This is a genomic window from Mesorhizobium sp. B2-4-17 (assembly GCF_006441275.1).
Taxonomy (GTDB): Bacteria; Pseudomonadota; Alphaproteobacteria; order Rhizobiales; family Rhizobiaceae; genus Mesorhizobium.
Genome location: NZ_VFUX01000005.1, coordinates 131,169 through 143,375, shown reverse-complemented (window position 1 = coordinate 143,375; position 12,207 = coordinate 131,169). Strand labels below are relative to the sequence as shown.

The following is a 12,207-nucleotide window of genomic DNA, read 5'->3' as shown; positions in this document are numbered from 1 at the left end:
CGGAGCGGCTGAAAAACCGGAGTCAGGGCTTCACGACAGCGCGCAGGTGATCCATGATCATGGCGACGCCCTTGTTCCCGAGTTCCGCCGAGGCATCCTTGGCGCTCGCCGTATACCAGCCGGTATTGTCGGCGAAGTGAGCGGCATCGACAGCTTCCGGACATAGCGCCAGCATCAATGACGTCTCGCCGATCCCGGCATGATCGAACGGATACTTGCCGTTCATGGCGGCCGGCATCAGCGGATGCACCTGCACCCAGTTGAAGACATTCTCGCCCCTGGCATGGCCGGCATAGTAATCGGTCATGGTGTTTGAACCCCACCAGCCCTCGCCGCGCTCCTTTTCGAGAAACCGAAAGATGGCCTGCCGGCCCGCGGTCTTGAAGGCCAGATCGGTCGGCATGCCGGCGGCGAAATTCTCGGTCTGGTGGTGAATGATGGCGTGGATGTTGCGGAAGCCGATGCGCAGCAGGCCGTAGAACAGCTCCTCGCCGAATGGCGCCAGTTGATTGCCGCCGACCTGCACCGAACCACTGCCTTCCGGGGGGGCCACCGCGTAACTCGCCGCGCCATAGTAGAAGGGCGGCAGGATGACGATGTGCCTCTCCTTCTCGAACAGTTCCAGCGTCTTGATGACGGCCAGCGTGTCCATGCCGACGGCCATGTGCTCGCCATGGTATTCCAGCACGCCGAGCGGCAGAACGACCGGCCAGTTCTCGGCGATCGCCTTGCGGATCTGGTGCGGCAGCATCAGTTCATAGCGCATGATCTATTCCATGTTGGTGTGGCGCGCGCGCATGGCTTCAGGCGACGCACCGGTCAGGGCTTTGAGCTTCAGCACCATCACCTCGAACAGCAGGAACAGCGCCCCCTCGAATAGCGAGCCCATCGGCAGCACCGAAGTCCTTTGCGGTCCCTGGTCGTTGGCCATGGTCTGGGCCGGGATGAGCAGCGTGGCGTCAGCCAGCCGCGCCGCACTACCACCAGACTGAGCGGTCAGCAGCAGATTTGTCGCGCCGGCTTCGTGCGCGACGCGCATCAAGGTGAGCACCGTCGAGGTTTCTCCCGGCCCGGAACTGGCCAGGAAAACATCGCCCGGCCCCAGCGGCGGCGTGGTCATGTCGCCGACCACCGAGACCGGCAGTCCCAGATGATATAGCCGCATGGCAAAACCCTTGACCTGCAGGGCCTCGCGGCCGCAGCCATAGACGACGATCCGCCCGGCATCGGCCAACATATTGCACGCGGCATCGATGCGGCCTTCATCCACGCGCGCCAGCACGGCGCCAAGTTCGTCGAGCGCGGTTCTGAACAGGTTTTCGTTCTGGTCGCTCACGGCAAACCCGCGCTCGAAATCATCCCGGATTTTTCCACGAACAGCTTGATTTCGTTCATGCTAGCAACGGCGAAAATGCATGTCCAACGCTGTGCAGCGCTTTTGCCGGGCCACAGGCGTGATAATGTCATGTCAGACAAATCAACCCGGGACACCTCTAAGATATGAAGACACGGCATTTCGACCGCATCGGCAATGGCGGCATCACCTTTACAGAACTCGGCTTCGGCACCGCGCCGCTGGGTAATCTCTATCGCGCCGTCTCGGACGAGGATGCCAATGCAACGCTCGACGCCGCTTGGGCGACCGGCTGCCGCTATTACGACACCGCGCCGCTCTATGGGCTTGGCCTATCCGAAACACGCCTCAATCCGTTCCTGCGCTCGAAGAAGCGCGACGACTACGTGCTGTCGAGCAAGGTCGGACGCCTCATGCGCGCCTGCCCGCCAGAGCAGCGCACAGGCATAGGCAAGTTCTTTGACACGCCGTCGCGTCAGGAGGTGTACGATTACAGCTATGACGGCATCATGCGCTCATTCGAAGCCTCGCTCGAACGCTTGGGTGTCGACCGGATCGACATCCTGTTCGTGCACGATGTCGACATTTTCACCCATGGCAGCAAGGAGGCGTCCGACCGGCGCATCGAGGAGTTCATGCGCTCGGGCTATTACGGGCTGCTGTCGCTGCGCGACCAGGGCGTCATCAAGGCCTTCGGCGGCGGTATCAATGAATGGCAGGTTGCCCAGACACTGGCCGAGCGCGGCGATTTCGACCTGTTTCTGCTGGCCGGACGCTACACGCTGCTCGAACAGGAGGCGCTGACGTCCTTCCTGCCGCTTTGCCAGAAACGCGGCATCGGCATCGTTCTCGGCGGCCCCTTCAATTCCGGCATCCTTGCAACGGGACCAAAGCCCGGCGCCTACTACAACTATTCCGAAGCGCCCAAGGACATTCTCGACCGGGTCGCCGGCATCGAAGCTGTCTGCAAACGCCATGGCGTGCGGCTGATCGAGGCGGCGCTCAAATTCCCGCTGCTGCACCCCTCGGTCGTTTCAGTGATCCCCGGCGGCCAGCGGCCGAGCGAAGTAGAAAGCAACCGGGCGCTGCTCGACGCGAAACTGCCCGCCGCCCTCTGGGCCGACCTCAAACAGGAAGGTCTGATGCGTGCGGATGCGCCAACCGCATGACAATCATCCGCCTCCAGGCAGAGATAAAAAGGAAAAGCCGGGGAGCCCGGCTTTTCTGGTCTCTGAAAAAAGAAAAAAACGCGCTTAGTTGACTGCGTCCTTGAGGCCTTTGCCGGCCGAGAACTTCGGCACGGTGCGTGCCGGGATCTGCACTTCAGCGCCGGTCTGCGGGTTGCGGCCGGTCGAAGCCGCACGCTTTGACACGGTGAAATTGCCAAAGCCGACAAGCCGTACATCGCCGCCCTTCTTCAGTTCGCCGGTGATCACGGAAAATACCGCATCGACCGCCGACTGCGCGTCACCCTTCGAAATGCTCGCGGTGTCGGCGACAGCGGACACCAGTTCGTTCTTGTTCATAAAAATTCCCTTCCATGAGAACGCCGGAACATACGACTCATCCGGCAGGAAACGGACTTTAGAAAGAAGCGTTCCCGCAACCAAGTCGAAAAGCCCGGGAAAAGTGGAAAAAAGCCCGGAAATCCGGGGATTTTAACATGAAAAAGCCGGGCGCGAGGCCCGGCTTTCTGTTTGTGCGCTGCAACTTTAGCAGACTCTAATGCGCAAGCGACTTTCCAGCGTCATCCGCCGTGTCAGTCGCGGCCGGGGGATTGACGGGCTCGACCCATTCGATTGGCTCGGGCATGCGCACCAGTGCGTGGCGCAACACTTCGCCGACCCGCGAGACCGGAATGATTTCCATGCCGTTCTTCACGTTGTCTGGAATCTCCGCCAGATCCTTGGCGTTGTCTTCCGGGATCAGCACCTTCTTGATGCCGCCGCGGAGCGCGGCAAGCAGCTTCTCCTTGAGGCCACCGATCGGCAAGATGCGGCCGCGAAGCGTTATCTCGCCAGTCATTGCCACATTGGCGCGGACCGGAATACCCGTCAGAACCGACACGATAGCCGTAGCCATGGCGGCGCCAGCAGACGGGCCGTCCTTCGGCGTAGCGCCTTCCGGCAAGTGCACATGGATGTCGCGCTTGTCGAACAGCGGCGGCTCAATGCCGAAATCGATCGCCCTCGAGCGGACATAGGAGGCCGCCGCCGAGATCGATTCCTTCATCACGTCGCGCAAATTGCCGGTCACCGTCATGCGGCCCTTGCCGGGCATCATGACGCCTTCGATGGTCAGCAGTTCGCCGCCGACTTCCGTCCAGGCAAGACCGGTGACCACACCGACCTGATCGTCAGCCTCGACCTGGCCGAAGCGGAAGCGCTGGACACCGAGGTAGTCGGCGAGGTTCGCCGCCGTGATGTTCACCGTCTTCTTCTTCGTCTTCAGGATCTCGGTCACCGCCTTGCGCCCAAGCTTCATCAACTCGCGCTCCAGGCTACGGACGCCCGCTTCACGGGTGTAGGTCTGGATGATAGCGCGGATCGCGTCCTCGCCGATGGAGAATTCCTTCGGCTGCAGGGCATGGTCACGCACCACCTTGGGCAGCAAGTGCCGCTTGGCGATTTCGATCTTCTCGTCCTCGGTGTAGCCGGCGATACGGATGATCTCCATGCGGTCCATCAAGGGCGCAGGGATGTTCAGCGTGTTCGCCGTCGTCACGAACATCACGCTCGACAGGTCGTATTCGACCTCGAGGTAATGGTCCATGAACGTCGAGTTCTGCTCGGGATCGAGCACCTCGAGCAGCGCCGACGATGGATCGCCACGGAAGTCCTGGCCCATCTTGTCGATCTCGTCGAGCAGGAAGAGCGGGTTGGACTTCTTCGCCTTCTTCATCGACTGGATGACCTTGCCGGGCATCGAGCCGATATAGGTGCGCCGGTGGCCACGGATCTCGGCCTCATCACGCACGCCGCCAAGCGCCATGCGGATGAATTCGCGGCCGGTCGCCTTGGCGATCGACTTGCCGAGCGAGGTCTTGCCGACGCCGGGAGGGCCGACGAGGCACAGGATCGGCCCCTTCAGCTTCTTCTGGCGGCTCTGAACGGCGAGATACTCGACGATGCGGTCCTTGACCTTGTCGAGGCCGAAATGATCGGTGTCGAGCACGTTCTGCGCATAGGCCAAATCCTGCTTGACCTTGGAGTTCTTGCCCCACGGTATCGACAGCAGCCAATCGAGATAGTTGCGCACAACGGTCGATTCAGCCGACATCGGCGACATTGTCCGCAGCTTCTTCAGTTCGGCTTCCGCCTTTTCGCGGGCCTCCTTGGAAAGCTTGGTCTTCTTGATGCGCGCCTCGATCTCGGCGGCCTCGTCGCGGCCATCCTCGCCTTCGCCGAGCTCCTTCTGGATCGCCTTCATCTGCTCGTTGAGGTAGTATTCGCGCTGGGTCTTCTCCATCTGGCGCTTGACGCGCGAGCGGATGCGCTTCTCCACCTGCAGGACGGAGATTTCGGCTTCCATGAAGCCCATCGCCTTTTCCAGCCGCTCCTTGACCGAGAGCGTGGCCAGCATCTCCTGCTTTTCAGGGATCTTGATGGCGAGATGCGAGGCAACCGTATCGGCGAGCTTGGAATAGTCGTCGATCTGGCTGGCGGCACCCACCACTTCGGGCGAGATCTTCTTGTTCAGCTTGACGTAGTTCTCGAAGTCGGTGACGACCGAACGAGCCAGCGCCTCAACCTCGACCTCTTCCTCTTCCGGCTCGACCAGCGCCGTGGCGCGGGCCTCGTGGAAGTCGGGGCGGTCGGTGAAGGAGACGATTTTCGCGCGCGAGGCGCCTTCGACCAGAACCTTGACGGTGCCGTCGGGCAGCTTCAGCAATTGCAGCACATTGGCGAGCGTGCCGATGTCGAAGATGGCATCGGGCTCGGGATCGTCATCGGCGGCATTCATCTGGGTGGCAAGCAGGATCTGCTTTTCCTGACCCATCACCTCTTCCAACGCCTTGATCGACTTTTCACGCCCAACGAAGAGCGGAACGATCATATGCGGGAACACCACGATGTCGCGCAGTGGGAGGACTGCGAAGACGCCGTCGCTGGGAGCCTTGGATATTTTGGCCATTGTCCAACCTTTCATGTCGCGGTCGCCATCAGGCCAACCGCGAATCTCATATTAACGACCGGGGATCGTTCCGCCTACCACCGTTTGTGACGGGAGTTTTACAGCACAGAAATCGGGCACCTCGGCCTTCTCGTGTTAGGTGGATGCAAGAGGGGCAAAGATCAAGAGTTAACATCGCCGCAATCCACTCCAGTGCAAAGGTCGCATGCCCTCACAGCAAAACGGCGCCGCGAGGGCGCCGTTCCATAAAAAACATCGGATCAAGTGCGATATCACGCGCTGACGTTGCCCTTCTTTTCCTTCTGTTCGGAATAGATGTAGAGCGGCCGGGCGCTGCCGGTCACCACTTCTTCCGAAATCACCACTTCGCGCACGCCTTCGAGCGCGGGCAGTTCGAACATGGTGTCGAGCAGGATCGCTTCCATGATCGAACGCAGGCCGCGCGCGCCGGTCTTGCGCTCGATGGCGCGCTTGGCGATCGCCGACAAGGCGTTCTCGTGGAACGTCAGGTCGACATTCTCCATCTCGAACAGCCGCTGATACTGCTTGACCAGAGCGTTCTTCGGCTCGGTCAGGATCTGGATCAGCGCCGGCTCGTCGAGATCCTCCAGCGTCGCCAGGACCGGCAAACGGCCGACGAACTCCGGAATGAGGCCGAACTTCAGCAGATCCTCCGGCTCGACAAGCCGGAACACATCGCCGGTGCGGCGATCCTCAGGCGAAGCGACGATGGCGCCGAAGCCGATCGAGGTCTTGCGGCCGCGATCCGAGATGATCTTGTCCAGGCCGGCAAACGCGCCGCCGCAGATGAACAGGATGTTGGCGGTGTCCACCTGCAGGAATTCCTGCTGCGGATGCTTCCTGCCGCCCTGCGGCGGCACGGAGGCGACCGTGCCTTCCATGATCTTCAGCAGCGCCTGCTGCACGCCTTCGCCCGACACGTCGCGGGTGATCGAGGGATTGTCGGACTTGCGCGAAATCTTGTCGATCTCATCGATGTAGACGATGCCGCGCTGGGCGCGCTCGACATTGTAGTCGGCCGACTGCAACAGCTTCAGGATGATGTTCTCGACGTCCTCGCCGACGTAGCCGGCCTCGGTCAGCGTCGTGGCATCCGCCATGGTGAAGGGCACGTCGATGATGCGGGCCAGCGTCTGCGCAAGCAGCGTCTTGCCGCAACCGGTCGGGCCGATCAGCAGGATGTTGGACTTGGCCAGTTCGACATCGTTGTTCTTGCCCGCATGCGCGAGGCGCTTGTAGTGGTTGTGGACCGCCACCGACAGCACACGCTTGGCGTAGGGCTGGCCGATGACGTAGTCGTCGAGAACCTTGAGGATCTCCTGCGGAGTCGGCACGCCCTCGCGCGACTTCACCATCGAGGTCTTGTTCTCCTCGCGGATGATGTCCATGCAGAGTTCGACGCACTCGTCGCAGATGAAGACCGTCGGGCCAGCGATCAGCTTACGCACTTCGTGCTGGCTCTTGCCGCAAAACGAGCAATAAAGCGTGTTCTTGGAATCACCGCCGCCGGTATTGTTCGCAGGCATTTTCATGTCCTTTCATGGCCGCCCGCCGATGGTCTGGCTGAAAGGGCGTAACTTTAATCTATCGCGGGAATCCGCCGCCGCCAGTGTCCCGGCTCCCGCAACGTATTCCGTACGAAACACAAATCAGAAAACGTGGCAATGATTCGCAGCACCCCACACAAAGCTAAGCCGTCGAAAATCAACATAGCCTTAACGTAGGCAAATCCCAATCCCCGAGGGAACAGCCAATTGTGGCCGAAATGCCGCAAGACGCGCCAAAAGCGCGTGATGGTGCCATCCAGTTGCCAATTAGCCTTTATGCCAGCGCCCCTTCGGCCGCCTCGCGCGACGAAATGACCTTATCGATAAGGCCGAAATCCTTCGCCTCGTCGGCGGTCATGAAATGGTCGCGATCGAGCGTCTTCTCGATCTCGTCATAGCTCTTGCCGGTGTGCTTGACATAGACCTCGTTGAGGCGGCGCTTCAGCTTGATGATGTCCTGGGCGTGGCGTTCGATGTCGGACGCCTGGCCCTGGAAGCCGCCGGACGGCTGGTGGACCATGATGCGCGCATTCGGCGTGGCGAAGCGCATGTCCTTGTGGCCAGCGGTCAGGAGCAGCGAACCCATCGAGGCGGCCTGGCCGATACAGAGGGTCGACACGGCCGGCTTGATGAACTGCATGGTGTCGTAGATCGCCATGCCCGAGGTAACGACGCCGCCTGGCGAATTGATGTAGAGGTTGATTTCCTTCTTCGGATTCTCGGCTTCGAGGAACAGAAGCTGCGCGCAGACCAGCGTCGCCATGCCGTCCTCGACCGGTCCGGTGATGAAAATGATGCGCTCCTTGAGGAGGCGCGAGAAGATGTCGTAGGCCCGCTCGCCGCGATTGGTCTGTTCGACCACCATCGGAACGAGGTTCATGTAGGTTTCGACGGGGTTCTTCATCAGTTATCTCTTATCTCGCGGTGGGGTTCCGGCGCCGGGAATGCTGGCAAGTCGGGCAGAATCGGTTCTGGATCGTTGTTGCGTAGATAGGATGCCGGCTCATCCTTGTGCAAGGCCGACCCGTCCTAGCCATCTGGGTAAGGCGAATCAAGCTTTACGGCCAGGATTCGTTGCAATGACAGCCTCCGCCGTGCCACAGCCGCACAATCAACCCGCCGCCAACGTAGCAATTTCTTAACCGCGTCACTTAACGAGATGCGGGAAACCGCTTTTCTCCAGGACCGCTTACCCTACAATTCAATGTTGAACTTGTGCCTGCAGTTCAAACAGGGGGAATGTGATGCTCAGCAGAAGCGCGTCCTTCGCCGTTGCCGGGCTGGCAATGCTCGGCACGACGTCGCAGACGGCAGCCGGTGGCCGCGCTGTCGAGTGCTATGAACCGGTGCGCGCACCGGCCGTCTACGACACGGTCTATGAAGACGTGATGATAAGCCCGCCGGGCCAGCAGGTCGACTACACCCCACCCATCTATGGCACGCGCGAACGCGTGGTGATGACCGTTCCGACACAGGTGAGCTACGAAGTCGTGCCCGCGATCACCCGCACCGTCTACCACACCGCGAAGGTCGATGGCGGCGGCTATTCCTGGGAGTGGCGCGTCATCCATGGGCGCCGCGTGCTCTGCAAGATCTGGCACAAGGCGCGCTACGAACGCGTCGCCGAGACGGTGGTGATCCAGGCGGAACGTACCCGCCGCATCGTCATCCCGGCGCAATATGACCAAATCGCCGAGGAAGTGCTGGTGCAGCCGGAGCAAAGGCGCGTCACCGATGTTCCTGCGTCCTACCAGACCATCGCGCGGCGCGTGCTGGTGCGGGAAGGCTCTTCGGGCTGGCGGCGCGTGCATATTCCCCGGCATTGCCAGGACTAATTCAGCTTCAGGCAGGCGCGCTCGGACCTCGGCCCGCAGCCATGTCTTCAGGGCCGGCGATATCGCCACTGCCCGCGCTGACGACAATCGCACTCGTCCGTCCAGGCCTTCCGCAGCGCACCGGCCGGCTCAATCGACTGGTCCGCCAAACTTAGTTCATTGGGCGCGACATACGGTCTGGAACCAAGCTGGCAAGCCGCGCTATTGGTCTGGAATGACCAAACCGGCACTTCCTTACCTTGCCCTTGATCCGGCGACCCGCCACCTGAGGCTCGACCCGCACGGGCCGGCCTTCTTCCTGAACCCGTACGAGGCCTATGCCTTCCTGCATGGCGTCTCGAATGCGTTCTACTGGGAGGAGTTCGGGTTCTGGTGCTTTGGCGGCTTCGATGATGTCAACCGGCTGCTGCGCGACCGCCGCTTCGGCCGCCAGAACCCGGCCGGCATTCCCGACAGCCGCGGCATCGGCGAGGACCGCAGCCATCTCGAGGCATTCGACGGCATCGAGGCGAACTCCATGCTCGAACTGGAACCGCCGGTGCACACGCGGCTGAGGACACTGGTCAACCGGGCCTTCGTCTCACGCCAGGTCGAACGGCTGCGGCCGCGTGTCGAAGCCCTCGCCCACGAGCTGATCGATTGTTTCGAAGGAGAGAAAACCGTCGACCTGCTGCCGGCCTTCGCTTCTCCCCTGCCGATCACCATCATCGCCGAAATGCTCGGCGTGCCGGTCGAGATGGGGCCGCAACTGCTCGACTGGTCACATCAAATGGTCGCCATGTATATCCATGGCCGTACCCGCGAGACCGAGGACACCGCCAACCGCGCGGCACGCGAGTTCTCCGATTTCCTGCGCGGCTACGTCATCGAGCGACGCAAGAACCCGGGCGACGACCTGCTGTCGCTGCTGATCTCGGCGCAGGAGGACGGCCAGAAACTATCGGAAGACGAGATGGTGTCCTCTGCCATCCTGCTGCTCAATGCCGGGCATGAAGCGACCGTGCATCAGACCGGCAACGCGGTGCGCTCTATCCTGGCGCAGAGCGGCGACCCGCGCCGCTTCTTCACGTCGCCCGAAGGAACCGCTGCTACCGTAGAGGAATGCCTGCGCTTCGACGCGCCGCTGCATATGTTCACGCGCTATGCCTATCAGGAGATCGAGATCGCCCCGGGCATCATCGTGCAACCGGGCGAGACGATCGGGCTTTTGCTTGGCATGGCCAATCACGATCCGCGCGGCTTCGCCGAACCTCTGGCCTTCCGGCCGGATCGTGCGGACCAGAAGAACGTGTCCTTCGGCGCCGGCATCCATTTCTGTATCGGCGCGCCGCTGGCCAGGCTGGAGCTGCAGGTGTCGCTGAAGACGCTGTTCGATCGGCACCCGCAACTGCATCTTGCCGAGGAACCGCGCTTCCGCGACACCTACCACTTCCATGGGCTGGAAAAGCTCGCCGTCGGCTTCTGAACGATCGCGGGCCCGAGGTTGCGCGAGTTCCCGGCCAAAACAGCTCACAGCTTGATCACATACTCCTTGCAAGTCGTTTCAAGCACTTCCCAGCTGCCCTTGAAGCCCGGCCGCAGAACGAAACTGTCGCCGGCCTTGACGGTGCGCGCTTCGCCACCGTCCTCCGCGATAACCGAAACGCCAGACAGGATGTGGCAGAATTCCCATTCGTCGTAGACGATGCGCCACTTGCCCGGCGTCGATTCCCAGATACCTGCGTAGAGCCCACCGTCCCGCTCCTCGACGTTCCAGGTGCGGAATTTCGGATCGCCCGAGATCAGCCGGTCCGGCGCCGGCGCGCCAGATTCGGGCTCGACGGTCTTGGTGTCGACGGAAAGAAAGCTAGACATCAGCGATCAAACCTTGGCGAGCGCCTGTTCGAGGTCGGCGACGATATCGCTGACGTCCTCAATGCCGATGGAAAGCCGCACGGTGTCCGGGCCGGCGCCGGCCTTGACCTTCTGCTCGTCCGAAAGCTGGCGGTGCGTGGTCGACGCGGGGTGAATGACGAGCGATTTGGTGTCGCCGACATTGGCCAGATGCGAGAACAATTCCAGCGCCTCGACGAATTTGACGCCGGCCTCGTAGCCGCCCTTGAGGCCGAAGGTAAACACGGCGCCAGCGCCCAAGGGCGAGTACTTTTTCTGCAGCGCGTTGTTCTTGTCGCTGGGCAGGCCTGGATAATTCACCCAGGCGACCTTGGGATGGTTTGACAGCCAGCCGGCGACCGTGACCGCGTTGTCGCAGTGGCGCTGCATGCGCAGCGGCAAGGTTTCAAGACCGGTCAGGATGAGGAAGGCATTGAAGGGCGAGATCGCAGGTCCGAGATCGCGCAGGCCGAGCACGCGCGCGGCGATGGCGAAAGCGAAATTGCCGAAGGTTTCGTGCAGCACGAGACCGCCATATTCAGGGCGCGGTTCCGACAGCATCGGGTATTTGCCGGACTTCGACCAGTCAAAGGTGCCGCCGTCGACGATGACGCCGCCGATCGAATTGCCGTGGCCGCCGATGAACTTGGTCAGCGAATGAACGACGATGTCGGCGCCATGCTCGATCGGCCGGATCAGGTAGGGCGAGGCCAGCGTGTTGTCGACGATCAGCGGCAAGCCGTGCTTGCGCGCGATCTCGCCGATCTTTTCGATATCGACAAAAGTGCCGCCGGGGTTTGCGAGGCTCTCGATGAAGATCGCCTTGGTCCTGTCGTCGATCTGACTCTCGAAGGTGGAGACGTCGTTGGTGTCGGCCCACCGCACTTCCCAGCCGTAATTCTTGAAGGCATGGCCGAACTGGTTGATCGAACCGCCATAAAGCTTGTTGGCGGCGACGAAATTATCGCCCGGCTGCATCAGATTGTGGAACACGATCACCTGCGCGGCGTGGCCGGAGGCGACGGCAAGCGCAGCCGTGCCGCCCTCGAGCGCGGCAACGCGTTCCTCGAGCACCGCCTGGGTGGGGTTCATGATGCGGGTGTAGATGTTGCCGAAGGCCTTCAGCCCGAACAGCGATGCGGCATGATCGGCGTCGTCGAAGACAAAGGAGGTGGTCTGGTAGATCGGCGTGGCGCGCGCGCCAGTAGCCGGGTCGGGCTTGGCGCCGGCGTGGACGGCGAGCGTATTGAAACCGGGCGTACGGATCACTGAAACCTCCCTCGAGAATTTCTCAAAATTCGCCAGGCATTCTTGGCGAAGCCCGGACCGGAATGCAAAGAAGAAAATGCCTTTCGGCGCGCGATCTGCGATGAACGCGGGGGAAACTCAATCGCATCCCGGAAAATTTTTGCGCATCAGCGCTTGACCAAAATCTCTTGCGAAA

The 12,207-nt window shown here is 61.5% G+C and carries 11 protein-coding genes; 3 read left to right on the top strand and 8 right to left on the bottom strand.

The genetic code is table 11. From position 1 onward, the window contains the following. Nucleotides 1–22 precede the first annotated feature (22 nt). Together FJ548_RS06255 and FJ548_RS06250 are read right to left on the bottom strand one after the other, a co-directional pair. Complete coding sequence (locus FJ548_RS06255; RefSeq protein WP_140777339.1) at nucleotides 23–766, bottom strand: creatininase family protein; 744 nt, start codon at nucleotides 764–766, stop codon at nucleotides 23–25. Between the two features lie 3 nt (nucleotides 767–769). Beyond that, nucleotides 770–1,336 (bottom strand): SIS domain-containing protein, encoded by a 567-nt coding sequence (locus tag FJ548_RS06250; RefSeq protein WP_140692580.1) that lies wholly within the window; start codon nucleotides 1,334–1,336, stop codon nucleotides 770–772. A gap of 164 nt (nucleotides 1,337–1,500) precedes the next feature. Here FJ548_RS06250 and FJ548_RS06245 point away from each other — a divergent pair, with 164 nt between their 5' ends. Further along, a complete protein-coding gene (locus tag FJ548_RS06245; RefSeq protein WP_140692583.1) occupies nucleotides 1,501–2,523 on the top strand; it encodes an aldo/keto reductase in 1,023 nt (340 codons plus the stop codon). 84 nt (nucleotides 2,524–2,607) lie between these two features. Here FJ548_RS06245 and FJ548_RS06240 read toward each other — a convergent pair whose 3' ends face one another. From FJ548_RS06240 to clpP, 4 genes are all read right to left on the bottom strand, one after another. Next, nucleotides 2,608–2,880 carry an HU family DNA-binding protein gene (locus FJ548_RS06240; RefSeq protein ID WP_140609483.1) on the bottom strand — a complete coding sequence of 91 codons (273 nt, stop codon included), beginning with the start codon at nucleotides 2,878–2,880 and terminating at the stop codon, nucleotides 2,608–2,610. 196 nt (nucleotides 2,881–3,076) lie between these two features. Further along, entirely contained in the window at nucleotides 3,077–5,488 is a 2,412-nt protein-coding gene (lon, locus tag FJ548_RS06235) for an endopeptidase La (RefSeq protein ID WP_140777391.1), read from the bottom strand. A 272-nt stretch (nucleotides 5,489–5,760) separates the two neighbouring features. After that, nucleotides 5,761–7,035, bottom strand: coding sequence for an ATP-dependent Clp protease ATP-binding subunit ClpX (gene clpX / locus FJ548_RS06230; RefSeq protein WP_140609487.1), 1,275 nt, complete (start codon nucleotides 7,033–7,035; stop codon nucleotides 5,761–5,763). 295 nt (nucleotides 7,036–7,330) lie between these two features. Continuing rightward, entirely contained in the window at nucleotides 7,331–7,960 is a 630-nt protein-coding gene (gene clpP, locus FJ548_RS06225) for an ATP-dependent Clp endopeptidase proteolytic subunit ClpP (protein ID WP_027028064.1), read from the bottom strand. A gap of 340 nt (nucleotides 7,961–8,300) precedes the next feature. Here clpP and FJ548_RS06220 point away from each other — a divergent pair, with 340 nt between their 5' ends. Further along, nucleotides 8,301–8,891: a hypothetical protein gene (locus tag FJ548_RS06220; protein ID WP_140777337.1), complete on the top strand. Its 591-nt coding sequence runs from the start codon at nucleotides 8,301–8,303 to the stop codon at nucleotides 8,889–8,891. 214 nt (nucleotides 8,892–9,105) lie between these two features. Beyond that, a complete protein-coding gene (locus tag FJ548_RS06215) occupies nucleotides 9,106–10,356 on the top strand; it encodes a cytochrome P450 (RefSeq protein WP_140609491.1) in 1,251 nt (416 codons plus the stop codon). Between the two features lie 44 nt (nucleotides 10,357–10,400). Here the strand turns inward: FJ548_RS06215 and FJ548_RS06210 are convergent, their stop codons facing one another. Both FJ548_RS06210 and FJ548_RS06205 read right to left on the bottom strand, forming a co-directional pair. After that, nucleotides 10,401–10,745, bottom strand: a complete 345-nt coding sequence (locus tag FJ548_RS06210) for a cupin domain-containing protein (RefSeq protein ID WP_140609493.1) — start codon at nucleotides 10,743–10,745, stop codon at nucleotides 10,401–10,403. Between the two features lie 6 nt (nucleotides 10,746–10,751). Then, nucleotides 10,752–12,032 carry an O-acetylhomoserine aminocarboxypropyltransferase gene (locus FJ548_RS06205; protein WP_140609495.1) on the bottom strand — a complete coding sequence of 427 codons (1,281 nt, stop codon included), beginning with the start codon at nucleotides 12,030–12,032 and terminating at the stop codon, nucleotides 10,752–10,754. Between the last annotated feature and the right edge of the window lie 175 nt (nucleotides 12,033–12,207).